We start from the raw sequence: 23,692 nt of genomic DNA on the forward strand, positions 1-23,692 counted from the left end.
ATCGGTTGGTCGAGCGGGATGCTTTTGTGGCGAGGGAGCTTGCTCCCGCTGGGCTGCGCAGCAGCCCCCTCTCAAGCTCACCAATTAACCTGATCCACCGTGTCACCGGGCTCCAGGGGCGCTTCGCGCCCCAGCGGGAGCAAGCTCCCTCGCCACAGATTCCCCGGCTGTCAGCCGCGACGACGCAGTGCGTCGATACGCTCTTCCAGCGGCGGGTGGCTCATGAACATGCGAGCCAGGCCCTGCTTGATGCCACCGTTGATGCCAAAGGCATTCAGGGTGTCGGGCATGTGCACCGGCAAGCCTTGCTCGGCGCGCAGGCGCTGCAGGGCGCCGATCATGGCGCTGGTGCCGGCCAGGCGTGCACCGGCGTCGTCGGCGCGGAACTCGCGTTTGCGCGAGAACCACATGACGATGGCGCTGGCGAGGATGCCCAGTACCAGCTCGGCGAAGATGGTTGCCACGTAGTAGGCGATACCCTGGCCTTCTTCGTTCTTGAAAATCACCTTGTCGACGAAATTGCCGATGATGCGGGCAAAGAACATCACGAAGGTGTTCACCACGCCCTGGATCAACGCCAGGGTCACCATGTCGCCGTTGGCGACGTGGCCGATCTCGTGGGCCAGCACGGCCTTGACTTCATCGGGGGAAAACCGCTCGAGCAAACCCTGGCTGACGGCGACCAGTGCGTCGTTCTTGTTCCAGCCGGTGGCGAAGGCGTTGGCCTCGTAGGCTGGGAAAATCCCGACTTCCGGCATCTTGATACCGGCTTCGCGGGACAGTTGCTCGACAGTTTGCAGCAGCCATTGTTCGTGACGCGTGCGCGGCTGGCTGATGATCTGGGTGCTGGTGCTCATCTTCGCCATCCACTTGGAGATGAACAGCGAGAACAGGGAACCGGCGAAACCGAACACCGCACAGAAAATCAGCAGCTGATTGAGGTTGAGATCAACCCCGTTGGCCGCCATGAACCCGTTGAAGCCGAAGAGGCTCAGGGTGATGCTGGCAATCAGCACGACCGCCAGGTTAGTGGCCAAGAACAGCAGGATGCGCATCATGGTTGTGAAAATCTCCTCGTGCTAAAGATGTAGCGTTATGCGGGGTATATAAGGTGCCGCCGCAGGCTATTCAACTCGCCGACTATTTCAAACTGTGTCCTACACGCGTCCTAAATGTTTGAAAGACTTTTCTGAAAGTGACCAGGGAAAAGAAATGCGCTGCCTGCCCCCCGTGAACGTTGAGCCCAGATGCATGTTGACCGTCCAATCCCCAGTGTAGAAGGCCCGACGGAGTCGGCGGAACGGATATGTTGCTGAATCAAACAGCGTGCGAGGTGAGGACGCCTCGCACGCTGCCTGGCTTACTGACGGTAGGACTTGAGGAAGTTGCCGATCCGGCCAATGGCCTGGTCGAGGTCATCGACCCGTGGCAGGGTCACGACGCGGAAGTGATCCGGCCACGGCCAGTTGAACGCCGTGCCCTGGACCACCAGCAGCTTCTCGGACAGCAGCAGGTCGAGGACGAATTTTTCATCGTTGTGGATCGGGCAGACCTTCGGGTCGATCCGCGGGAAGGCATACAGCGCGCCCATCGGCTTGACACAACTGACGCCGGGAATGTCGTTGAGCAGTTCCCAGGTTCGATTGCGCTGTTCCAGCAGCCGGCCCTGGGGCAGGACCAGGTCGTTGATGCTCTGGTAGCCGCCCAGCGCCGTCTGGATCGCATGCTGGCTCGGCACGTTGGCACACAGGCGCATGTTGGCCAGCATGTCGATGCCTTCGATGTAGCTCTGGGCGTGATGCTTGGGACCGGAAATAACAACCCAGCCTGATCGGAAACCCGCTACCCGATAGGATTTGGACAGGCCGTTGAAGGTCAGGCACAGCAGGTCCGGTGCCAGGGATGCAGTGCAGATGTGCACGGCGTCGTCGTAGAGGATCTTGTCGTAGATCTCGTCGGAAAACACCACCAGGTTGTGTTGGCGGGCCAGTTCCAGCATGCCCAGCAGTACTTCCCTGGAATACACGGCGCCGGTCGGATTGTTCGGGTTGATGATCACCAGTGCCTTGGTATTGGGCGTGATCTTGGCCTTGATGTCCGCCAGGTCGGGAAACCAGTTGGCCTGTTCGTCGCACAGGTAATGCACCGGATTGCCACCGGACAGGCTCACGGCAGCGGTCCACAGCGGATAGTCCGGCGCCGGCACCAGCACTTCGTCGCCATTGTTGAGCAGGGCCTGCATGGACATCACGATCAGCTCGGACACGCCGTTACCCAGGTAGATGTCCTCGATGCCGACACCTTCGACCTGCTTCTGCTGGTAGTACTGCATCACGGCCTTGCGGGCGCTGAACAGGCCCTTGGAGTCGCTGTAGCCCTGGGCGGTTGGCAGGTTGCGGATGACGTCCTGGAGGATTTCATCGGGCGCTTCGAAACCAAAGGGGGCCGGGTTACCGATGTTCAGCTTGAGGATGCGATGGCCTTCCTCTTCCAGGCGTTTGGCGTGCTTGAGCACCGGGCCGCGAATGTCGTAGCAGACGTTGGCGAGCTTGTTCGATTTGCTGACCTGCATGGCGATGTGTTCCCGAAAATGAACGATCCAGGCGGCGTATGAACCACCGTACTGGGAATCCTGCGTCTGTGCCCAGGCCTGACGCGGTATAGGCGTCACAATCCGTTTGAATGCGCATGACGTGACTGCCAGACTGGCGTCTGACGAGGCGCAATCATACGTGCCGCCCGATCTGCGGAAAAGCGTCGGATCGGGCTTTTTCAATTGCCGAGGTAGGACGATGGAAAAGTTGGAAAAAACCCTTGAAGAATGGCACTCCATGCTCGACCCGGAGCAGTACAACGTCTGTCGGCTGAAGGGCACCGAACGGCCATTCTCCGGTAAGTACAACGCCACAAAGACCGACGGCGTGTACCACTGCATCTGCTGCAACGAGCCGTTGTTCGATTCGCAGACCAAATTCGATTCGGGCTGTGGCTGGCCAAGTTTCTACGCGCCGATCGAAGGCAGCGCGGTGGTGGAGGTGCGGGACGTCAGCCACGGCATGATTCGCACCGAGGTGGTCTGCGCCAGATGCGACGCCCACCTGGGCCACGTCTTCCCCGACGGCCCGCCGCCCACGGGTTTGCGGTACTGCATCAACTCGGTGTGCCTGGATCTCGTACCCCGTTAGGCACTGCTCACAATCCCCCTGTGGCGAGGGAGCTTGCTCCCGCTGGGCGGCGCAGCCGCCCCAATAGGGGATGACGCGGTCTTGCAGGAAAATCGCACCAGCCGGGTTTACGACGGCTGCGCCGCCGAGCGGGAGCAAGCTCCCTCGCCACAAGAGCCTGTGGGCTCCACAGACCATGGGTTCGGATAATTAAATTGCACACAATTGAATCGCTCGCTATCTTCACCGCCTGTCCTATTCGTTTTGGAGCCTTGCCATGAGCGACAATCTGCTGAGCATCCCGTGCACCACCATCAAGGGGGAGCAAAAGACCCTCGCCGATTTCGCCGGCAAGGCTGTGCTGGTGGTCAACACGGCCAGCCAGTGCGGGTTCACTCCGCAATACAAGGGGCTTGAGGCGTTGTGGCAGACCTACAAGGACCAGGGCCTGGTGGTGTTGGGCTTTCCCTGCAATCAGTTTGGCAAGCAGGAGCCGGGCGACGAGGGGGCGATTACCGAGTTCTGCGAGTTGAACTTCGGTGTGAGTTTTCCGCTGTTCAAGAAAATCGAGGTCAACGGCGCCAACGCCCATCCCCTGTTCGTCCAGCTTAAACAGCGGGCGCCCGGGGTGCTGGGGTCCAAAGGCATCAAGTGGAATTTCACCAAGTTCCTGATCGGCAGGGACGGCCAAGTGGTCAAGCGTTTTGCCCCGACCACCAAGCCCCAGGACCTGACCGGTGAGATCGAAGCGCTGCTCAAATGAATGACCTGTCAGTCGATTCCCTGAAGCTCGACAGCCAGTTGTGCTTCAAGCTGTACGCTGCTTCGCGTGCAGTGATCCGTGGCTACAAGCCAATGCTCGATCAACTCGGCCTGACCTATCCGCAATACCTGGCGATGCTGGTGCTGTGGGAATGGCAGGACACGGCCCCGCTACAGCCCACGGTCAAGGCGCTGGGTGAGCGTTTGCTGCTGGATTCCGGGACGCTGACGCCGCTGCTCAAGCGCCTGGAACAGCTGGACCTGGTCCAGCGCCAGCGTTCGGCCCGGGACGAGCGGGAGGTGCACTTGAGCCTGACGACTGCCGGACGAGCCTTGCGTGAACAGGTCGGCCCGCTCAAGGCCCGCCTGTTGTGCGACAGCGGTATCGACCTGGACCGCCTCGCAACATTGCGAGACGGTCTCGATCACCTGTTGGGCCAGATCAAAGCGCTGACGTAGTCGGCACCCACTGGTCCAGCACTGCCGCCAGTTCTTCGCGGCGGAACGGCTTGGACAGGTAATCGTTCATGCCGGCCGCACGGCAGCGCTCACGTTCCTCGGGCATTGCGTTGGCCGTCAGGGCGACAATCGGCAGGTCCGACCAGCGCCCGCTTTGGCGGATCTGTCGACTGGCTTCGTAGCCATCCATTACCGGCATGTTGCAGTCCATCAACACCAGGTCGAACACCCGCTGTTCCAGTTGACTCAGGGCTTCGGCGCCGTGGGCTGCGACGGTGACTTCGCAGCCCAGTTTTACCAACATACCCTTGGCCACCAGTTGGTTGACCGGGTTGTCCTCCACCAGCAGCACCCGTCCACGCCTGGACGGCGCCAGGGCTTCGATCTGTGCGTCATCGATGACGGTCGCCTCGCTTTGCATGGCGCGCCGCAGAATCTGGTACAGCGCATGGCGCGCCAGCGGCCGGGCCTGTTGTATCAGCGGGGCGAGGGCGGCGGCTTCTTCGCTGGGCATGAAGCTGCCATAGGCGGTCACCAGCAGGATCGGTGCATCAAAGGTTGGCCGCAGGTTGAACAGGCATTCCGGGCAGTCGGTAATCAGTACGTCGGGTGTGAGCCCCAGCAACCCGTCGTCGATGGAACGCTGCACATAATCCAGGCCCCATCCCGGCAACAGCATGCCCAGCAACTCGGCCAGGCCGCTGTTGCTGCCGGTGATGGCGACGACGTTGCCGCGCAACGGTTCGACCGGCGTTGCCGGCAGATGGCAGGGCAGGGGCAGGTCGGCACAGAACTGACTGCCGAAGCCAGCTTCGGAACTGATGGTCAACCGGCCCTGCATGGCTTCGCAGAGGTTGTAGGTCAGTGCCAGGCCCAGCCCGGTGCCACCGAACTGGCGGGTAATCCCGGCGCCGGCCTGGGTGAACGGCTGCAGGATTCTCGCCTGGGCTTCCTGGGGGATACCGATGCCCGTGTCGCAGACCTCGATGCGCACGCCGCCGTCGTAATGACTCAACTTCACGTCGACCCGGCCGAAGCGCGTGAACTTCAGTGCATTGGATAGCAGATTGCTGACGATCTGACGCACCCGGGTCGGGTCGCCGAGAACCTGCGCCGGGAACTGCGGCTTGATCAGGCAGGCCAGTTCGACACTCGGGGCCGCGTTCTGGGAAAGCAGATTGGCCGTATCCTCCACCAGGGAGCCGAGGTCGAACGGGATGCGTTCGAGTTCCAGTTGACCGGCGTCGAATTTCGACAGGTCGAGGATATCGTTGAGCAGTTCGACCAATACCTTGCCCGAGTCATGGGCAATCGATAGCTGTTGCTGTTGTTCGGCCGTCAGGGGGCCGTCCAGGGACAGGGCGATCATTCCCAGCAGGCCGTTGAGCGGTGTGCGGATCTCGTGGCTCATGTTGGCGAGGAACGCAGAGCGGGCCTCGGCCATGTCCAGGGCCGTGCGCCGGGCCACTTCCAGTTCCTCGTTGGACTGGCTGAGGCGGGCGTTGCTGGCCTTGAGTTCGGCGGTGCGTGCCGAGACGATGTTCTCCAATTGCGCGAGGTATTCGGTGAGGCGATTTTCGGCCGTGCGCCGCTGCTGGATTTCGGTGGAGATATTTTCGAACTGCTGGTTGGCGACGGAAACCAGTACGCCGATTTCATCGGACTGGTGGCCGGCAGGGCATTCCAGGTGATTCTGTTCGTTGCTGCTCGGGTCGCGGCTGCTCAGTTCGCGGATGACCCGCACCAGGGGCTTGGTCAGCATCACGTAGAACAGTGCCAGCAGCAGGCCCGTCAGGATCAGGCTGCGGGCGAAGCCGTTGAGCAAGGTGACCTCGGCACGGCGCAGGAAACGACTGCCGAACGCATAGGTGTCGACATCCAGTCGCAGCATGCCCAGGGATTCGTTGGGCAAATGATCCAGGTAGAGCCGATCCTCGAACTGACGCTGGGCGCCGAACAGAAAGTCGCTGATGAACCGGTAGCTGCTTTGCAGCTCGGGCCGCTTGACGCTGGCGAGCACGGTATTGTTGTTGTCGATCAGCTCGGCCCCAATGATGGCCGGTGAGCGCAACAGGCCCATGGACAGCTCCTGGGCGAGCTCGGCGTCGATGTTGTAGGCGATACGCGAGGCCGGGTTGTGGCTGATTTCCAGCAGCGAGAGGATTTCACGGTTGATCGACGCGTCTTCGCTGGCATAATCGATGCCGATCTGCATCAGACTGAGCAAGGTGCCCAACACGAAGCCCACCAGGACGGTCAGGCGGGCCTGCTTGTAGGAAAGCCGTTGGGTGAATCTGATGTCCATTGAGTGATGAACCACTTACGTTTCCCTTCGCCGGTCAAGCATAGCTGATCATCTCTGAGTACCGGTGCAGCCGGTGTGTATTGTGTGAAGTAGACCCGCCATTGGATACGACGTTTCGTAGCTCGAGCGCCATCATTACTGTGAACCTGTCCGAGGAGAAGACGTGGACTCGCGATTGAATGCTTTTCTTGAGCGTGCCGATGCCGTGCTGGCCCGGATCGAGCCTTTGCTGCCGGCGCCCCGGCCCACCATCGATTGGACCCAGACCCTGGCCGCCCGCTGGCAGCGTGACGGCCGTAGCGGCTACCTGCTGCCGCTGCAGGTCAGCCTCGACATGCGCCTGTCGGACCTGATCGGCGTGGACCGCCAGGTCGAACAACTGGGCCGCAACACCCGGCAGTTCATCGATGGCATGCCTGCCAACCATGCCTTGCTCTGGGGCTCGCGTGGCACCGGCAAGTCGTCCCTGGTGCGCGCCCTGTTGGCTGAACATGCCCCGCATGGCCTGCGCTTGATCGAGATCGAACGCGACCACCTGGCCGATCTGCCTCGGGTGGTGGAGCAGGTTGCGAAACTGCCCCAGCGCTTCGTGTTGTTCTGCGATGACTTGTCGTTCGAATCCGGTGAAGGCGATTACCGCGTGCTCAAGAGCGTGTTGGATGGATCCCTGGAGCAGGCGCCGGACAACGTGTTGCTGTATGCCACTTCCAACCGTCGTCACCTGGTACCGGAGAAGGAAAGCGACAACGAGAACTGGAAACGGGTCGACGGCGAACTTCATCCCAGCGAAGCGGTAGAGGACAAGATCGCCTTGTCCGACCGCTTTGGCCTGTGGCTGTCGTTTTATCCGTTTACCCAGGAGCATTTCCTTAACGTGGTGGAGCACTGGATCGGCGAATTGGCAGCCAAGGCTGGGCTGGCCTGGCAGCGCGACGAAGCGCTGGATGTACTGGCGGTGCGCTGGGCAACCGGTCGCGGCAATCGCAACGGACGTTGCGCCTATCAGTTTGCCCGCTATTGGGTAGGCCTGAAATTGTTGGAGCACAAGGCATGATCGATTTGAAGGGCACCGGAGTCGGCCTTGACGGCTACGCGTTGTTATCGGCACAGCTGGAATCCTTGCTGGCCGATGAGCGTGATTTCATCGCCAACGCCGCGCAGTTCTCGGCTTTCCTGTCCAGTCAGCTGGACGACCTGAACTGGGCCGGTTTTTACCTCAATCGCAACGAAGAGCTGGTCCTGGGACCGTTCCAGGGCCAGATCGCCTGCGTGCGGATCCCCTTTGGCCGCGGCGTGTGCGGTACGGCGGCCGCGACCCGGCAGACCCAGCGCGTCGAAGACGTCCATGCCTTCGCCGGGCACATCGCCTGCGACAGCGCGTCGAACAGCGAACTGGTGGTGCCGCTGGTCAAGGACGGGCGCCTGATCGGCGTGCTCGACCTGGACAGTCCGAAACTGGCGCGTTTTACCGAGCATGATCAAGCCGGCATCGAGCAGTTGGCCGCGATATTCCTGCGCCTGACGGATTGCTGATCATACCTTCAACCCTGCCTTGACCAGCAGGCCGTGGGGATCGATTTCATCGATCTGGTGCGGGTCGAGGAACTGGTTGGCGTAGCTCAGGTAGATCTTTTCATCGATGAACAGCCCGAACAGCTCGGGATCGATATGGGCGTCACGGCACATGGTGGCCATGATGCCCAGGGCTTCGCTCAGTTTCTTCGCTTTCTTGTAGGGGCGGTCGGCTGCCGTCAGCGCTTCGAAAATGTCGGCAATGGCCATCATGCGCGCCGGCAGGCTCATCTCTTCGCGTTTGAGACGCTTGGGATAACCGCTGCCATCCATCTTCTCGTGATGACCGCCAGCGATCTCCGCCACGTTGTCCAAGTGGCTGGGAAAGGGCAACTGGCTGAGCATCAGGATCGTCTGCACCATGTGATGGTTGATGACGTAGCGCTCCTCGCGGGTTAGCGTGCCTCGCGTGATGCTCAGGTTGTAGAGCTCGCCGCGGTTGTATTTCCAGGCCGGTACGTCGAGCTGGAAGCCCCACGGATTTTCCGCCGGGATCAGTTCGGCTTCGTGGTGTTCGAGCAGGTGCTCGGGCTTGTCTGCCAACAGTGGCTCAGTGACCGGTAGTGTCGGCTTGGGCGTGCGGGCCTGGCGCCGGTTTTCTTCCCAGGAAACCCCCAGGCGATCATCGAGGGTTCGGGTCCACGGGCGTTGCGCGATGTGTCGCAGGCGCTGCAGATCGGCTTCGGCCATGGCTTCGGAGCCCAGGTTGCAGCGGGCGACGAAAGCAAAGTCGTCATCCAGTGCCGTCAATGTCGCGTCGCGCTGTTGCGCCAGGGATGACGGCTCGCCGCCGCTTGCCACGGCCTGCCAATAATCGACCCAGGCGTCGCGCTTGAGCACCTCGAAGCGGGTGCGTATCTCGTGGATCCGGTCGTTCAGGGTTTCCAGCTTGGTGGCCTTGTCGACCACATATTCGGGGGTGGTGACCTTGCCGCAATCGTGCAGCCAGGCGGCGATGTGCAGGGCTTCCCATTCGTCCTCGGTGGGCCGATAGGTTTCGAATGCCGGTACCTGGCTGGCAGCGGCCGCCTGGGCGAGCATCAGGGTCAGGACCGGCACCCGCTGGCAATGGCCGCCCGTGTAGGGACTCTTGGCATCGATCGCGCCGGCCAGCAACTGGATGAAGGCGTCCAGCAACTGCTTTTGCCTGGCTTGCAGGCGCTGACCCTCGATGCTCACGGCGGCGGCACCGGACACGGCCTGCAGGAAGGCGATGCGGTCGGGCTGCAGTTTTTCCAGGTCGGCTTCGGTGCCGCTGTCGGTGATCAGCAGTACCAGAACGCCGACGGTTTCCTGGTGCCGATTGCGAAGGCGAATACCGATCAGATGGACGCGCGGCGAGTCCAGCTCCCGCAGGACGCTCTGCAGATCGGCCGCCTGTTCGAAGCCCAGGGAGGCCACGAGGTTGTCCGAGGTGGCCAGTTGCTGGAGCCATTGCGGGCTGTCGCCAGCCTGGAGCTCATGACTGCGTAACTTGAAGGCCTCGAGGTCCCTGGGGGTTCCATTGATGACCAGCCCATACGGCTTGACCCGGTTGTCGTCGTTCTCGCGCAAGTAGATCAGGCCTGCCTGGGCCTGGCCGATTTTTACGGTTTCAAACAACACCCGTTCCAGCAACGGGGCGAAGCGGGTTTCGGCGCGCAGGCTGGCGGTGATTTCAAAGAAACTCGCCAGGGTCTCTTTCATGCGCGCCATCGACACGCTCAACTGATCGACTTCCAGCACCGGGGAGCGACGGGACACCGGGTAGTTGAAGTCAAAGCTGCGAATGGCATCGGCCTCCTGCACTAGTTCGCGCAAAGGCTTGACCAGGATCCTGGACGTCAGCCAACCCAGGGGCAGGCACAGCAGCAGCGTGGCGAGGGTGATGAGCGCGCCTTGCCAGCGCATGCGATAGGCATTGTCCAGCAGCTCATCTTCAGGGACCAGCAGCGCCAGTTCCAGGCCCTGGGGGCCGCCTTCCTGCATGTGGCTGCGAGAAACGATCCACTGGCGTCCGTCCGCTTCCAGGCGCGTGGCATCGGTGTTGTCGTCGAGCGCAGCGGCGATGGCCGGGCTGAGGTCTCGGGCCTTGATCAGGCGTGCCGACTGGGCATCGGCGAGCAGCCGGCTGTTGTCGGGATAACCCACTGCGTTGCCCTTGGGATCGAGCAAGACGACTTCGGTGCCGGTGGTCACCTTGTGTTTGGCCAGGGTCTGGGACAGGGCCGCCAGGGTCAGGTCGGCGCCGATGACAGCCTGCTCGCCACTGCGCAGGGCGAGGGTGGTGCCGACGTTATGGGTGGAGAAAAAAACGTAGGGCTCGGTGGTGATCTGCTCGGTGCTGCCGGCGGCGCTGCGAAACCAGCTGCGGCTGCGGGGGTCGTAGGTTTCGTCGGCAATGTCCCGGCGCCCGATGAGCGTCAGCGTCTCGTCGTAGAACAGCGACTGGGAGTGAACCGGGCCTTGCTCGGTTGCCCGCTCCACGGTCCAGACTTGGTAGACCGCCTCGGCCGGTGCCTGCAGGGCGACTTTCAGGGCCGCGGTGCGCAATGGCCGGACCATCATGAAGTTGCCCTGATGATCGCCCAGGTACAACGATGCCAGGTTTGGGTTGTCCCGCAGTGCCTGGCTGAAGGGCACGAGCAGGGCCAGGCGTTGCGCCATCTGGGGAGTGCGCGTCGCCGGGTAGTCGGCCAACAGCCTCAACAGGTGGCGGATGGGTTCGTAGGTGTCGTACAGATCCAGGCGCACATCCTGTTCAATACGGTTGAACAGTTTCTCACTGCTGGACAGGATGATTTGCGTGGTTTGCCGGTAATTGAAAATCCCCAGCACCACCCCGGTCAGCAACAGAAGCAGGGTAAACATCACGCTGATGTGAACGTGCAGGGGGAACCGGCGTTTTTCCGGACGCGGTGCGCTGGGCATTGCAGTCACTCCAAGTGTCAGGGGGCGTTCTCGATGGTGTTCCCGCGTGCAGGGAAACCGATCGAGAACCCCCAGGTACGCACTGCTGAGCGAATAGCATAGTAAACGCTGGATTATTTTGCCTTGGCGATCTCCGTTTCGAGGGCCCGCTCCAGTTCGCTCATGGCTCGGTCGAGGGCGTCGATGCAATCGCTGATTCGCCTGGGCGCTTGCGCCTGGTGACAAGCGTGTTCCAGCGCCTCGCACCGCTGGATCAGTGAGGTCGCCTGGACGATGCGGGCGACGCCTTTTATCTTGTGCGCTATTTCGGCCAGTGCTGACCGGTTTGCGCTGTGGGCGATGTCGAGCAACTCCTGGCGGTCCGAGCGGCTGCTGCTGAGCAATTCGGCCAGCAGCCGCCGGTTGGACGACGGGTCGCCGCCGGTCAACGCCTGCAGGCTTTGTATGCTGAAAGCTGCCGGGCAACTGACGGGTTTGACTGCCTTGATCCATTGGCTCAAGGCGCTCAGGCTGATTGGCTTGAACAGGCAGTCGTCCATCCCTGCGTCCTGGCAGCGTTGTTTTTCCTCCGGTTGGGCATTGGCAGTGAACCCCAGTAGGGTGCAGGGCGGTCGTTGCTGCTCGGATTCATCGCGACGAATCGACCGGGCCAGTTCGTAGCCGCTCATGATGGGCATGTTGCAATCGGCGATGACCAGATCGAAGTGGTTCTTTTGCCAGACCTCAAGCCCGTGGGCACCATCATGGGCGACCTGGTAGTGATGGCCCAGGTATTCCAATTGCTGCGACATCAGCAGGCGGTTGGCGGGATGATCGTCCACGATCAGGACGTTCAGGGGAGCCTGGGCCGTTTCGATGACCGGTTCAGGTGGGGGGCGAACCGGCGCCGTCGCCAGGACGGTCAGTTGCAGGCAGACCTGGACCTGGGTGCCGGTGCCGGGTTGGCTGTTCATGTGCAGGCTGCCGCCCATCATCCGGCACAGGTTACGACTGATCACCAGTCCCAACCCCGCACCGTTGCGGGCCATCCGGCTGGTGTTATCGACCTGGGCAAACGGCTCGAACAAACGTTGCAGGTCCGCCGGAGCAATACCGATGCCGCTGTCGTTGACCTCCAGGTGCATTTGCAGGACGTCGTCCCGGTCGGTTGGAGACAGCCGGACCTTGATCACTACCTGGCCCTGCTCGGTAAATTTGAGTGCATTGCTGATCAGGTTCGACAGCACCTGTTTGAACCGCAACGGGTCCATCAACACGTCAGGGCTGCCCTTGGCGGCGTCGAACTGCAGGGACAACGCCAGGTTTTTCTGCCGGGCCACGCCCTCGAATACCCGAATGACCGATTGCAGCAAGACCCTGAGATTGACGCGTTCGGGGGCCAGGCTCAGATGACCGGATTCGATACGGGCGATGTCCAGAATATCGCCTATCAGTTCGAGCATGCCGGAGGCCGACTCGTACGCGACTTCGATGGTCGAACGGTCTACACGGCCCTTATCGGCCTGTTTCAGGGCCAGCTCAAGCATGCCGATCACCGCGTTCATGGGGGTGCGGATTTCATGGCTCATGGTTGCCAGGAACGTGCTTTTGGCGCGGTTCGCGTCATCGGCCCGTTGCTTGGACGCGCGCAGCTCCTCGAACAGCTGGCGCCGCTCACTGATGTCGATCCAGCCGCCGATGATGCCTTGCACTTCGGCGGCGGAGTTTCGGTAGGGGAGGATCCAGTGATAGATCGTCAGTTGCCGGTCCCCGATGTGCAGGGGCCGGTCGACGATCAGGGCGGTGCCTTCGGCCATGACGCGTTGGTAGTCCGCCTGGTACTCCTGCGCTTCGAAGGCGTTGCTCATGGATCCTGGCATCAGGCTCTTGCCGATGACGTCTTCGCGTTTGACGTCGAACGTTTGCAGGTAGCTGTCGTTGCAGCTTTGCAGGATGCCGTTGCGATCCCTCACGTAGATGGGGTGGGGGGTGCCGTTGAGCAGTGAATGCATGAATTCGAGTTGATCATTGAGGGCCAGTTCCGCCCGTTGGCGTTGCCTGATCTGGCGCTGCATGTAGGCGTTCCACGCCAGGGAAAACAGTAACAACAGGCCAACGCCCACGACGACCTGGAGGAACAGGCGGTTGTAGGTGCGCCAGGTGTGTTCCGAGGGCGAGACGTAACCGCGCCAGCGGTTGTTGATGACGCCCAGTTCGTCAGGGTCGATGCTGGTCAGGGCCTTGTCGAGGATGGCGTTCAACTCTGTGGCGTTTTTTGCCGTGGCCAGCGCGAACATGGCCTGTTGGGTGCCCACCGTGCTGCTGATTTGCAACCTGTCGCGCCACGCATAGGAGGAGATGAAGTAGTTGGCCATCACCTGCGAGTTCACGCTGCCGTCGACCTGGCCATGGGCGAGCATTTCCACGGCGCGCAAGGGGCCGTCCGTTTCGATGATTTGAAGGTTCGGGTACTGGCTGCGTAGCCATCCGATGACCGGATTGCCTTTGGCGATTGCCAGGCTGGCGTGGCCTAACTGATCGAGTGTCGTGGGCGTGTCGGACTGTTTGCGGGTCAGCAGGACGAACGAGCTATCGACGTAGGGGCGGCTGAACTTCAACTGGAGTTGTCGTTCACTGCTGGGCAACAGTGCGGCGATCATGTCGGCTTGATCGTTGAGGACCGCAGCAATCATTTCGCTGTCGTTCTGGCGGCGCTGGATGTCCAGGCGCAGGCCGGTGCGCAGCCGGATCAGTTCCAGCAGGTCGGCACTGATACCGCGAAAGTCCCCCTCCGCATCGAAGAAGGTGAAGGGCGCGGAGGTTTCGTTCACCACCACCCGGACCACCGGATGCCTCGCCAGCCAGCGTTGCTCGCGGTCGGTCAGTTGTATCCTGTGGTCCGTAAGATACAGGTCGCTGCCTGCACTCCAGCGCTTGGAGATGGCGGCTTGCTCGGCAATGGAAACCTGGCTCAGCGTAGCGTTGATGACTTCCAGCAAGCGGGTGTCGCTACGCCGTACGGCGAAACCGAACCCATGGGATTCGTGTTTGCCGAAGCTGGCCATGCGGATATTGCTCAAGTAGCCCTTGTTGATCATGTAGTGGGTGGAAAGGGTATCGCCGAGAAATACATCGGCCTGACCGAAGGCGACGGCATTGATGGCGTTCTGGTAGGACGGGTAGGTGGTAATGAGTGCCTTGGGGTAGAGTTTTTCAATTTCCCGTAGCGGCAGGTAGTGATAAACCATGCTCAGCCGCAACCCCTCGAGATCGTCAGTCAGGGATCGGCTTTCATTCGTTCGGGTGACGAGAACGGGTTGGTCCACTGCGTACGGCGTCGACAGCACAATGTCGGGGTTGCGCGCCTCGAAACCGTTGGCGGTGCCAAGCATATCGATTTGCCCGTCCTTGAGTGCGGCCATGGCCGCCTCGCGGGAACCGAAGCGCAGGACTGTTATGGGCAGGTCGATGGCCTTGGCGATGATGTCGGCGTAATCAGCCGTCAGGCCTTCGTAGTCGCGTCCGCTGGTGGAAAGATCGAAGGGCGGGTAATCCGGGGCGGAAGTTCCCAGGACCAGCGCTTGCCGATCCTGTAGCCAGGCGCGGTGAACATCATCCAGCTTGACCTCGGTATGGGCCATGGACGAGCGGCCCAGCAAGGTATATTGCTCGGGCGCATTCGCTGCCGCCGTGAGCATTCCTGTATAAAACGCTGCGCTGATCAGCAGGAGACATTCGGTTATGCGTCTGAGCATCCTGTTTTTCTCACACCAGCGCGTTGCGCTTCGCCATTTCAATCAGATCGACCAACGACTTGACCTTGAGCTTCTGCATCAGTCGTTTCTTATAAGTACTGACGGTCTTATTGCTTAGAAACATTCCTTTGGCTATTTCCTTGTTGGTACGCCCCTGGGCAAATAGTTGCAGCACCATCAGTTCCCGATCATTGACACTTTTGAAAAGGTCCAGCTCGATACTGCGTGGGTCATCCGGGCGTACCGGATTCAGCGCCTGGCTGGGAAAGTAGTTATAGCCGGACAATACTGCTTTGATTGCGCTGACAAGTTCGCTGAGGTCTTCCTGTTTACAAACGTAACCAGAGGCACCGGACTGCATGCATCGAATGCCGAAGAGCGTCGGCGACTGGGCCGTGAGCACCAGCGTCTTGAGCGGAGTGGTCATGGCGTTGAAGCGCGAGAGGATTTCCAGCCCGTCGAGTTTGGGAATGCTGATGTCCAGGATAACCAAGTCTGGCATGCATTCGCGCACCATTTGCATCGCATCGACGCCGTTGTCAGTTTCTCCCACGACCTTATAGCCCTCATGCTCCAGAAGCATGCGAACAGCGAGGCGGATGACCGGATGGTCGTCGACAATGAAAACGGAGTTCATGAATAAATTACCCTGCGAACTTGAATAAAGCGCGCACCTTAGCCCACTTACAACCAGGGCCGTACGAAGAGACGGGCATGCAACTTCAATTTCAGAAGTTTCCTACAAAAAAAGAGGCAAGATATTACGATGTAATCGGTTTTTTAGTAGGTGGATGGCAAAAAGAGATGGGAGGAGTTGGCAGTGTGTGAAGGGATATTTCTTTGATTGTGTTGGTTGTGCAAACAAAGGAAGCGTTTTTAATCGAGGTGTGTGTAAGCCATACATTATTTATCTACTTCAAACTCCCTGTGGCACAGCGCTACAGAATTCACATTCACCGCCAATCCCCTGTGGGAGCGAGCAAGCTCGCTCCCACTTTTTTCGAGGTGCTGCAAAGGGTGCCTTTTATTGGCGCGTGCGGCCGGTCATTTCCTGGGCCATTTCGCTGGCGTAGCTGTCGGTCATGCCGGCAATGAAGTCGATCATTCGCAGGAACGCGCCATGCAAAGGTCCATTGGGATCCGGCGCATTGTTCCCCAGCAGGTCGAGAATGCGGCGATTCTTGAACGAAGGCGTGCGGCCCCCATGCTGTTCAAGGGCCGCTCCGCAAAATCCGTTGAGCAGGATTTCCAGCGTGGTGTAGGCGCCGATTTCATGCAGGGTCTTGCGCTTGTCCTGGAAAATTTTCCGGCGCGCCATGTCCTTGGCATTCAACACGCAGCGTTTTGCCGGGCCGTGCATATGCTCCACGAGATCTCCTGGCAATGTGCCGGCAAGCAAGGCTTCCTGCTGTTCGACAAACGCCCGGGCGGCGGCGTTGGTCAGGTGTTCGATGGCCTTGCCTCGCAGGATCGCCAGTTTGCGTCGCCGCGAGTCCAGCGGCCCCAGCTGCCGGTAAGTGTCCGGAAGATCATCGCCCACCAGGTCCAGGAGCAGCGATTCCACCTGGGGGTATTCCAGGAGATCCATCTCCACGCCGTCTTCCAGGTCGATCAGCGCGTAGCAGATGTCATCGGCGGCTTCCATCAGGTACACCAAGGGATGCCGTGCCCAGCGTTGATCCTCGATCTGTGGCAAACCGAGTTTGTGGGCAATCTGCTCCAACAGTGGCAGTTCGCTCTGGTAGCAACCGAACTTGTGCTTCTTGTAGCCCAGCGAGTCCGCGTGGCGGGCAGTCCAGGGGTATTTCAAATAGGTGCCGAGGGTGGCATAGGTCAGCCGCGTTCCGCCGTCGAACTGATGGTATTCAAGTTGGGTGAGGACGCGAAATCCTTGGGCGTTACCTTCGAAGTTGAGGAAGTCGTTGCGCTCGGCTTCGCTCATTGCATCGAGCCAACCACGGCCGGCAGCCTGCTGGAACCAATAGCGGATAGCATCCTCGCCGGAGTGACCGAACGGCGGGTTGCCAATGTCGTGGGCCAGGCAGGCCGATTGCACCACCATGCCCAGGTCGCTTGGCTCGCACCAGTCAGGCAGGGCATTGCGGATGGTTTCCCCTACGCGCATGCCCAGGGAACGCCCGACGCAGCTGACTTCCAGGGAATGGGTCAGGCGCGTATGGATGTGGTCGTTGCTGGAGACCGGATGCACTTGCGTCTTGCGTCCGAGGCGGCGGAAGGCGCCGGAAAAGATGATGCGGTCGTGGTCCTTGTGGAAAGGACTGCGGCCCAGTTCTTGCGGACTGTGCAGCGGTTTTCCGAGGCGTTCGCGAGTCAGCAGGGTGTGCCAATCCAAGGCCGGTTGCTCCGTTTGATGGTGTCGGTGTCCTAGCTTCCCGGTTCGTGGGCTGCCCTGCAAGGCTTATAGGCCTGCACAGACTGGATACACAACCCTATGTGGCGAGGGAGCTTGCTCCCGCTGGACTGCGAAGCAGGCCCATTTTTGTGAGTGCTTCGCACTCAAGCGGGAGCAAGCTCCCTCGCCACTGGGGCCTCAGGGTTTGCGCATATCTTTGGCCAGCTTGATCAACGGCAGCAATGTCGTTGCCAGGCGGATCAGGCCCGTCAAGCCACCGCCACCACCATTGCGGGTTCGTTTTCCGGTGATGAAACCGAGCAGGGACACCGCCGCCACACCCCACAGTGGCGCGTGCTTGATGCCGAAGCCTTCGTGCCAGCTTTGCGTCAAGCCGCGTGCCCGGTGCAAGGGCTGCAGCAACTGGCGTGTTTCCTGGCGGATTTCCTGGCGGTGCATTTCCATGCGCAGACGCACCAGCGCCTTGCGCATTTCCTGTCGTGTCCGGGCTTGAGGAATATCAGGCAGGCTCATGGCAACAGGCGCTCCCGATCATTGGCCAGTTCTTCGAGGGTGGCGTGGAAAGGAGAGGACTCGTCGTAGATCGCCGCCTTGAGCCGAAGCCCGCAGAACAGCGCCGCCAGCAGATAAAACAGGCACAGGCCGATAATGCCGGCCAGACGATAGGTGTCCCATACCAGGATCAGTACCAGCGCCGAAAGCCCGACCAACAGCAGCAGGCCGAACACCAGCGCAAGGCCGGCGAACAGCAGGAGACTGACAGTGCGTGCCTTCTGTTCCTGCAGCTCCATGCCGAACAATTCGACGTGGCTATGCAGCAAGCCAAGGAACGCCGCGCCCAGGCGGCGTGCTGTAGTTTTTGTGCCCGCTTCGGACGAGCCGGATTCGTCGATACCCATCATCAGCGCCGTGTCGCCAGCAGACCAATCAGAAAGCCAACGCCTGCCGCAATGCCTACGGATTGCCAAGGGTTGGCCTGTACATATTCCTCGGTGGCGACCACCGCAGCCTGGCCGCGTTCGCGCATGGAATCTTCCGTCAGCTTGAGCGTTTCGCGGGCGCGCAGGAGGGTTTCGTGAATCTGGCTGCGCAATGCATCGGCTTGATCGCCTGCCAGCGTCGCGGTGTGATCGAGCAACCGCTCCGTGTCGCTGACCAGCGTCTGGAAATCTTCCATCAGGGTTTCTTGAGCAGTCTTTGCCTGGGGTCTGGTCATCGGTGAATCTCCGTAAGTGACGTCTGAAACGTTCGAGTATGAGCCTTGCTGGAAGGTTCAGTACAAGTGACTGGTACAACTTTTGCTCAGGTTTTTGCCATGTACTGGTGCGTCAACCTGCGCCAGTGCGCTGAAGCTGGGCGAAAGCCCGAAAAACCTTAACCCAAATAATCAAAACCCGCGAAGCACCTCCAAGCGGGATTTCGTTTTGACCGTTCTTGCGCACCAAAGCGGTTCGTCGGCCTGCGTACGGCCAATGAGTCGTTTCAACTTGGTGCGCTCGCAAGGCTGGCGAACCGGTTTGGTGCTTTTTTCAACTTTTTCAGGTCTGCCCATACCATGGAAAATATGCAAAACGCCGTGGACGGTCTGGTCCACAGCTCCAACACGCTGTTCATCCTGCTCGGCGCGGTCATGGTCCTGGCCATGCATGCCGGCTTTGCGTTTCTTGAAGTGGGAACGGTCCGGCAAAAGAACCAGGTCAATGCGCTGTCGAAAATCCTCAGCGATTTCGCGGTCTCGACCCTGGCCTATTTCTTTATAGGCTATTGGATTGCCTACGGTGTGACCTTCCTGCAACCGGCGGCGGCGCTCAGCGTCGATCATGGCTATAGCCTGGTGAAGTTCTTCTTCCTGCTGACCTTTGCCGCTGCGATCCCGGCCATCATTTCCGGTGGTATTGCCGAACGTGCCCGGTTCGCACCGCAGTTGTGCGCCACGGTGCTGATCGTGGCGTTTGTCTATCCGTTTTTCGAGGGCATGATCTGGAACGGCAATTTTGGCCTGCAGGCCTGGCTGCAAGCCCGGTTCGGCGCCAGTTTCCATGACTTCGCCGGCTCCGTGGTGGTGCATGCCATGGGCGGCTGGCTGGCGTTGGCTGCCGTGCTCTTGCTCGGCCCGCGTAATGGCCGCTACCGGGACGGTCGCCTGGTGGCGTTTGCGCCTTCGAGCATTCCATTCCTGGCCTTGGGTTCGTGGATCCTGATTGTCGGCTGGTTCGGTTTCAACGTGATGAGTGCCCAGACCTTGCCCGGGGTGAGCGGGCTGGTGGCGGTCAATTCGTTGATGGCCATGGTGGGCGGTACCGTGGCGGCATTGATAGTCGGACGCAATGACCCGGGCTTCCTGCACAACGGCCCGCTGGCCGGTCTGGTGGCGGTCTGTGCCGGTTCCGACCTGATGCACCCGGTCGGTGCGCTGGTCACGGGGGCCATTGCCGGTGCCTTGTTTGTCTGGTGCTTCACTGCGGCCCAGGGCAAGTGGAAGATCGACGATGTGCTCGGCGTCTGGCCGCTGCATGGGCTGTGCGGTGTCTGGGGCGGCATTGCTTGTGGCGTCTTTGGCCAGAGCGCCCTGGGCGGCCTGGGTGGGGTCAGCCTGGTCAGCCAATTGATCGGCACGGCGCTGGGCGTTGTCGTCGCCCTGGTCGGTGGGTTCGCGGTCTATGGCGCGATCAAGGCCGTGCTGGGGCTGCGCCTGACCCAGGAAGAAGAGTATTACGGCGCCGACCTGTCGATTCACAAGATCGGCGCGGTCAGCCAGGACTGAGCGTCAAACTAGGGCTCCTTGTCCTGGTTGCCGGGATAAAAGCCATGGAGCAGGCGGTAGCGGTCATGACGAACCTGGTCCACATGATGCCGGACCTGCTGCTCGGGCAGGCCGAGCATGATCAAGGCGTGGGAGGCCAGCATCAGGCTCGACTCCAGCAGTTCCGGGACCACTTCGCTGGCCCCGGCAGCCTGCAACTCGGCCAGTTGGCTGTCGTCACGGGTGCGTACCAGGATCGGTACCTGGTGATTGACCTGGCGGGCCGCCTTGAGCACGGTGATGGCGATGTCGGTCTTGTCCACCGCGATCACCAGCAGTCTGGCGCGGCTCAAGCCAACGGCCGCAAGCAGGTCACCTCGTCGCGAATCCCCGTAATGCACGCAGTTTTCCCCGACGGTGGCTTCCCGGATAATCACCGGGTCGTCATCCAGGGCGACGAACGCCTGGCCTTCGCGACGCAGGAACCGCCCGATGGATTGACCGACGCGCCCGTAGCCGCAAATGACCACATGGCCCGACAAGCCGGCGTTGAGTGCGCTGATCTGGTCCAGTTGCGCCTCTTCGTTGGGTTTGCGATGCAGGCGCGCGGCGATGCGTGGCGCCGCACGCAGCAACAGGGGCGTCAGTAGCATCGAGCAGAAGGTCGCGGCCAGCAGCAGGCCGCTGATGTCGGCGGGCATGAGGCGGTTCTGCTGCATGAGGGCCATCAGGGCGAAGCAGAATTCACCGCCCTGGGCCAGCGCCAGGCCACTGCGCCAGGCGGTTTCAACGTCACTGCCGCGCCATTTCACCAAGATGGCGACCACACAGCCCTTGATGAGCATCAGGCCGATGGTCAATCCCAGGATCAACAAGCCGTCGTCGAGGAACAACTGCAGGTCGATCAGCATGCCGATGCTGACGAAGAACAGCCCCAGCAGGATATCTCGGAACGGACGTATGTCGGCTTCGATCTGGTGCCGGTAATGGCTCTCCCCCAGCAGCATGCCGGCCAGGAACGCTCCCAGGGCTGGCGACAAACCGAGCAGGTGGGTCAGCCATGCCGTCAGCAACACGATCACCAGGGCCAGCAGCACGAACAGTTCCGCGGACCGGGACGCCGCCACCTCATGGAATAGCCGGGGCAACAGCAGTCGGCTAGCCAGCAGCAGACCACCGAACAGAACCAGGGTCTTGCCCAAGGTCAAGGGCAGTGCCCAATACCATGGATGGTCGCTACTGCCGGCGAATACCGGCACCAGGGTCAACAACAGCACCGCGACAACGTCCTGGAACAACAACACTCCGATGGCGTTCTGGCCATGGCTGCTGAAGATTTCTCCCAGGCTGGTCAACTCCTTGCTGACGATGGCGGTGGAGGACAAGGCAAGTCCTGCGCCGAGCAACAACGCGGCGATCACAGGGGCGCCGGCCAACGCCAGCAATCCCGCCAGGACCGCCCCTGAGCACAGCACCTGCAGGCTGCCGAGGCCGAACACGACCCGACGCAGTTCGAGCATTTTCGACAGGGAAAACTCCAGCCCCAACGAGAACAGCAGGAACACCACTCCGAGCTCGGCCAGGTCTGGCAGTTCTTCGCTGTCGTTGACCCAGTCCAGCGCGGTGGGCCCGACCGCCAGCCCGACGCAGAGATAACCCAACACGGGTGGCAGGCGCAGCCGTCTGAACAAGGCGATGACCACCAGGGACGAAGCAAGGATGATCAGCAGGTTGGCAAACAAGGGGAACTCCGTTTCAAGGCTACAACGCACAGCGTAGAGGGGAAAATGCGACAAGCGTCGCTGGAAAGGCATTGACGTTCAGTGATTTGCATCAGCGTTTTACCGAAACACCTTGAAGCGAGCCAGCGACTCGACGGTTTCCCGGGTCGGGCCTAGAATGACCGTCTATCTTTTTTGGGTCTACCCGCCATGCTTCCTGAATGCCAGTTGTTCGGCACCCTGGGGTGTCATCTTTGCGAAGTAGCCGAAGCTGAACTGATGCCTCTCGTCGAACATGGATTGTTGGTGGAGCTGGTGGACATTTCAGAACGCGAAGCCTGGGTGGACAGTTATGGGCTGCGTATTCCCGTGCTGCGCAGGCTGGATACCGGTGCCGAGCTGGACTGGCCCTTCGAGGCCGAACAGATCGTGAAGTTTCTCGGTTGAGCAGCTCATCTGTCAGTTCCTGATACTGCGGTTGGCGAAAGTATCGTGCTTCGGTTACTGTATGTACATACAGTTATCTGGAGTGCATCCCCTTGGTCAATGTCGAACAACTGAAAAGCAGCGTGAACAGGATGTCCGCGGACGTTGTGCGCGAGGCAGTCCTGGAACTGCGCCTGGATGGCTTGGTTACCGAAGGCAAGACGCCCTTCAATAAACTGCATTTCAACACCTGTTTCGCCGAGATTGAAGCGTTGTTCCAGCGTGCCGGCTATCACAAACAGCTGGATGTGGTGGGTTACCAGGGCCTGTTGTACGCGTTGTACGATCCAGGTCGCTGGGAGGCGGTGGAAGTGCTGCGCTGGTTGAAGGAGTTCACCGAAGCTGCGGCAAAATCGACGTCGGTCACCACGTGAGCAATCATTGCTGGGCTGGCCTGTGCGACTGTCGGATAATACCGCCTCGCAAAAATGCCTAAGAGTTTTCAATGTCCGGTTCATCGTTTTCCGCCGCTCATCATCAGGCCAGTACGCTGTACCTGCCGCCCGGTTCCTGGCAGACGGTGCTGGAGTGCCTGTGCGAGCATTTCAGCGCCATCAGTCGCGAGCAGTGGCTGGACCGGATCGCTCGGGGTCGGGTATTGGACGGGGAGGGCAAGGCCATCCAGGTCGACCTGCCATACCGTGAAGGCCTGCGCATCCACTACTTCCGTGAAGTGCCCGACGAGAAGCCGATCCCGGTGGTGGAGTCGATCCTGTATGCCGACGAGCACTTGGTGGTAGCAGACAAACCGCATTTTCTGCCTGTCACTCCGGCGGGCGAATACGTCGAGCAAACCTTGTTGCGCCGGCTGATCCGGCGCCTGGACAACCCCCATCTGGTGCCTTTGCACCGCATCGACCGGCACACGGCCGGGCTGGTGTTGTTCTCGGCCAACCCGCACACCCGTTCGGTGTATCAGTCGTTGTTCCCGACACGGCAGATCGAGAAGCGCTACCAGGCCATTGCCCGCGCGTTGCCTGGGTTGACCTTTCCCCGGGTGCATAGAAGCCGGATGATCGATGGTGAGCCGTTCTTTCGGATGCAGGAAGGACCGGGCGAGCCCAATACCGAAACGGCCATCGAAGTGCTGGAAAGGAACGGCGAGTTGTGGCGCTATGGCTTGTATCCGGTCACGGGCAAGAAACACCAGTTGCGGGTTCACATGAATGCCCTTGGGGCGGGGATCTGCAATGATCCGTTTTATCCTGATGTGCTTCGGGATGTTGAGGATGATTACTCGAATCCTTTGAAGCTGCTGGCTCAAGGGTTGCGTTTTGTTGATCCGGTTACTGGCCTGAAACGTGTGTTTGAGAGCGACATTACGTTGCAGTGGTAGTCAGTGAACCCAGCTCCAAGGCGGTGAGTGGATTTGATTTTCCGTTTGGGGCATGGTGTGTATATCCGTTGCTGCGGTAACGGCTGCTTATGGTTCCGTCCTGACGGCGGGTCACTTTTGGAAGAA

The 23,692-nt window shown here is 60.6% G+C and carries 20 protein-coding genes; 9 read left to right on the forward strand and 11 right to left on the reverse strand.

Features of this window, described 5'->3' with window-relative positions; all coding sequences use genetic code 11:
- Positions 1–170: 170 nt before the first annotated feature.
- Both htpX and BLO97_RS10510 read right to left on the reverse strand, forming a co-directional pair.
- Entirely contained in the window at positions 171–1,058 is an 888-nt protein-coding gene (htpX, locus tag BLO97_RS10505; protein ID WP_003199411.1) for a protease HtpX, read from the reverse strand.
- Positions 1,059–1,360: 302 nt separating this feature from the next.
- Positions 1,361–2,572, reverse strand: coding sequence for a pyridoxal phosphate-dependent aminotransferase (locus BLO97_RS10510; protein WP_003199412.1), 1,212 nt, complete (start codon positions 2,570–2,572; stop codon positions 1,361–1,363).
- A 220-nt stretch (positions 2,573–2,792) separates the two neighbouring features.
- On the opposite strand from BLO97_RS10510, the gene msrB reads away from it, so the two are divergent.
- The 3 genes from msrB (at position 2,793) to BLO97_RS10525 (ending at position 4,385) form a co-directional block, all read left to right on the forward strand.
- Complete coding sequence (gene msrB / locus BLO97_RS10515; RefSeq protein WP_092144817.1) at positions 2,793–3,185, forward strand: peptide-methionine (R)-S-oxide reductase MsrB; 393 nt, start codon at positions 2,793–2,795, stop codon at positions 3,183–3,185.
- Positions 3,186–3,441: 256 nt separating this feature from the next.
- Positions 3,442–3,927, forward strand: a complete 486-nt coding sequence (locus BLO97_RS10520; RefSeq protein ID WP_092144815.1) for a glutathione peroxidase — start codon at positions 3,442–3,444, stop codon at positions 3,925–3,927.
- Positions 3,924–4,385 (forward strand): MarR family winged helix-turn-helix transcriptional regulator, encoded by a 462-nt coding sequence (locus BLO97_RS10525; RefSeq protein ID WP_092144813.1) that lies wholly within the window; start codon positions 3,924–3,926, stop codon positions 4,383–4,385. Before BLO97_RS10520 ends, BLO97_RS10525 begins: the two co-directional genes overlap by 4 nt.
- Here the strand turns inward: BLO97_RS10525 and BLO97_RS10530 are convergent.
- Positions 4,369–6,690, reverse strand: a complete 2,322-nt coding sequence (locus tag BLO97_RS10530) for a hybrid sensor histidine kinase/response regulator (protein ID WP_092222957.1) — start codon at positions 6,688–6,690, stop codon at positions 4,369–4,371. The two genes, BLO97_RS10525 and BLO97_RS10530, sit on opposite strands and share 17 nt — an antisense overlap.
- A gap of 163 nt (positions 6,691–6,853) precedes the next feature.
- On the opposite strand from BLO97_RS10530, the gene BLO97_RS10535 reads away from it, so the two are divergent.
- Together BLO97_RS10535 and BLO97_RS10540 are read left to right on the forward strand one after the other, a co-directional pair.
- Positions 6,854–7,744, forward strand: a complete 891-nt coding sequence (locus tag BLO97_RS10535) for an ATP-binding protein (RefSeq protein ID WP_003199422.1) — start codon at positions 6,854–6,856, stop codon at positions 7,742–7,744.
- Positions 7,741–8,223, forward strand: coding sequence for a GAF domain-containing protein (locus BLO97_RS10540; protein WP_014337288.1), 483 nt, complete (start codon positions 7,741–7,743; stop codon positions 8,221–8,223). Before BLO97_RS10535 ends, BLO97_RS10540 begins: the two co-directional genes overlap by 4 nt.
- On the opposite strand, the gene BLO97_RS10545 is transcribed toward BLO97_RS10540, so the two are convergent.
- From BLO97_RS10545 to BLO97_RS10575, 7 genes are all read right to left on the reverse strand, one after another.
- Positions 8,224–11,172 carry an HD domain-containing phosphohydrolase gene (locus BLO97_RS10545; RefSeq protein WP_092345809.1) on the reverse strand — a complete coding sequence of 983 codons (2,949 nt, stop codon included), beginning with the start codon at positions 11,170–11,172 and terminating at the stop codon, positions 8,224–8,226. It abuts the gene before it with no gap.
- A gap of 113 nt (positions 11,173–11,285) precedes the next feature.
- A complete protein-coding gene (locus BLO97_RS10550) occupies positions 11,286–14,906 on the reverse strand; it encodes a transporter substrate-binding domain-containing protein (RefSeq protein WP_175489838.1) in 3,621 nt (1,206 codons plus the stop codon).
- Positions 14,907–14,916: 10 nt separating this feature from the next.
- On the reverse strand, positions 14,917–15,543 hold the full coding sequence (locus BLO97_RS10555) for a response regulator transcription factor (RefSeq protein WP_003199430.1): 627 nt from the start codon (positions 15,541–15,543) through the stop codon (positions 14,917–14,919).
- A 387-nt stretch (positions 15,544–15,930) separates the two neighbouring features.
- Positions 15,931–17,259 carry a deoxyguanosinetriphosphate triphosphohydrolase gene (locus tag BLO97_RS10560; RefSeq protein WP_053183171.1) on the reverse strand — a complete coding sequence of 443 codons (1,329 nt, stop codon included), beginning with the start codon at positions 17,257–17,259 and terminating at the stop codon, positions 15,931–15,933.
- A gap of 198 nt (positions 17,260–17,457) precedes the next feature.
- Positions 17,458–17,793: a hypothetical protein gene (locus BLO97_RS10565; RefSeq protein WP_092144803.1), complete on the reverse strand. Its 336-nt coding sequence runs from the start codon at positions 17,791–17,793 to the stop codon at positions 17,458–17,460.
- A complete protein-coding gene (locus BLO97_RS10570) occupies positions 17,790–18,179 on the reverse strand; it encodes a phage holin family protein (protein WP_063322302.1) in 390 nt (129 codons plus the stop codon). Before BLO97_RS10570 ends, BLO97_RS10565 begins: the two co-directional genes overlap by 4 nt.
- Positions 18,180–18,181: 2 nt before the next feature.
- Positions 18,182–18,496 (reverse strand): ElaB/YgaM/YqjD family protein, encoded by a 315-nt coding sequence (locus BLO97_RS10575; protein WP_092144801.1) that lies wholly within the window; start codon positions 18,494–18,496, stop codon positions 18,182–18,184.
- A 339-nt stretch (positions 18,497–18,835) separates the two neighbouring features.
- On the opposite strand from BLO97_RS10575, the gene BLO97_RS10580 reads away from it, so the two are divergent.
- The gene (locus BLO97_RS10580; protein WP_092144799.1) at positions 18,836–20,044 is read left to right on the forward strand and encodes an ammonium transporter; all 1,209 of its coding nucleotides are present in this window, start codon (positions 18,836–18,838) and stop codon (positions 20,042–20,044) included.
- A gap of 8 nt (positions 20,045–20,052) precedes the next feature.
- Here BLO97_RS10580 and BLO97_RS10585 read toward each other — a convergent pair whose 3' ends face one another.
- Positions 20,053–21,765, reverse strand: a complete 1,713-nt coding sequence (locus BLO97_RS10585; protein ID WP_092144797.1) for a cation:proton antiporter — start codon at positions 21,763–21,765, stop codon at positions 20,053–20,055.
- Positions 21,766–21,954: 189 nt separating this feature from the next.
- Between BLO97_RS10585 and BLO97_RS10590 the strand changes: the two genes are divergently transcribed.
- The 3 genes from BLO97_RS10590 (at position 21,955) to BLO97_RS10600 (ending at position 23,566) form a co-directional block, all read left to right on the forward strand.
- Positions 21,955–22,191, forward strand: coding sequence for a glutaredoxin family protein (locus BLO97_RS10590; protein ID WP_063322298.1), 237 nt, complete (start codon positions 21,955–21,957; stop codon positions 22,189–22,191).
- A gap of 92 nt (positions 22,192–22,283) precedes the next feature.
- Positions 22,284–22,604 carry a hypothetical protein gene (locus BLO97_RS10595; RefSeq protein WP_063322297.1) on the forward strand — a complete coding sequence of 107 codons (321 nt, stop codon included), beginning with the start codon at positions 22,284–22,286 and terminating at the stop codon, positions 22,602–22,604.
- A gap of 71 nt (positions 22,605–22,675) precedes the next feature.
- Complete coding sequence (locus tag BLO97_RS10600; RefSeq protein ID WP_092345813.1) at positions 22,676–23,566, forward strand: pseudouridine synthase; 891 nt, start codon at positions 22,676–22,678, stop codon at positions 23,564–23,566.
- Positions 23,567–23,692 lie beyond the last annotated feature (126 nt).

It is taken from the genome of Pseudomonas sp. NFACC05-1, from assembly GCF_900100135.1.
In the GTDB taxonomy this organism is placed as follows: Bacteria; Pseudomonadota; Gammaproteobacteria; order Pseudomonadales; family Pseudomonadaceae; genus Aquipseudomonas; species Aquipseudomonas fluorescens_Q.

Coding starts and splice junctions, on each gene's coding strand:
- BLO97_RS10600 (WP_092345813.1), top strand. CDS start 22,676: ATGTCCGGTTCATCGTTTTCCGCCGCTCATCATCAGGCCAGTACGCTG.
- BLO97_RS10525 (WP_092144813.1), top strand. CDS start 3,924: ATGAATGACCTGTCAGTCGATTCCCTGAAGCTCGACAGCCAGTTGTGC.
- BLO97_RS10530 (WP_092222957.1), bottom strand. CDS start 6,690: ATGGACATCAGATTCACCCAACGGCTTTCCTACAAGCAGGCCCGCCTG.
- msrB (WP_092144817.1), top strand. CDS start 2,793: ATGGAAAAGTTGGAAAAAACCCTTGAAGAATGGCACTCCATGCTCGAC.
- BLO97_RS10540 (WP_014337288.1), top strand. CDS start 7,741: ATGATCGATTTGAAGGGCACCGGAGTCGGCCTTGACGGCTACGCGTTG.
- BLO97_RS10590 (WP_063322298.1), top strand. CDS start 21,955: ATGCTTCCTGAATGCCAGTTGTTCGGCACCCTGGGGTGTCATCTTTGC.
- BLO97_RS10510 (WP_003199412.1), bottom strand. CDS start 2,572: ATGCAGGTCAGCAAATCGAACAAGCTCGCCAACGTCTGCTACGACATT.
- BLO97_RS10520 (WP_092144815.1), top strand. CDS start 3,442: ATGAGCGACAATCTGCTGAGCATCCCGTGCACCACCATCAAGGGGGAG.
- BLO97_RS10570 (WP_063322302.1), bottom strand. CDS start 18,179: ATGGGTATCGACGAATCCGGCTCGTCCGAAGCGGGCACAAAAACTACA.
- BLO97_RS10555 (WP_003199430.1), bottom strand. CDS start 15,543: ATGAACTCCGTTTTCATTGTCGACGACCATCCGGTCATCCGCCTCGCT.
- BLO97_RS10580 (WP_092144799.1), top strand. CDS start 18,836: ATGGAAAATATGCAAAACGCCGTGGACGGTCTGGTCCACAGCTCCAAC.
- BLO97_RS10575 (WP_092144801.1), bottom strand. CDS start 18,496: ATGACCAGACCCCAGGCAAAGACTGCTCAAGAAACCCTGATGGAAGAT.
- htpX (WP_003199411.1), bottom strand. CDS start 1,058: ATGATGCGCATCCTGCTGTTCTTGGCCACTAACCTGGCGGTCGTGCTG.
- BLO97_RS10545 (WP_092345809.1), bottom strand. CDS start 11,172: ATGCCCAGCGCACCGCGTCCGGAAAAACGCCGGTTCCCCCTGCACGTT.
- BLO97_RS10565 (WP_092144803.1), bottom strand. CDS start 17,793: ATGAGCCTGCCTGATATTCCTCAAGCCCGGACACGACAGGAAATGCGC.
- BLO97_RS10550 (WP_175489838.1), bottom strand. CDS start 14,906: ATGCTCAGACGCATAACCGAATGTCTCCTGCTGATCAGCGCAGCGTTT.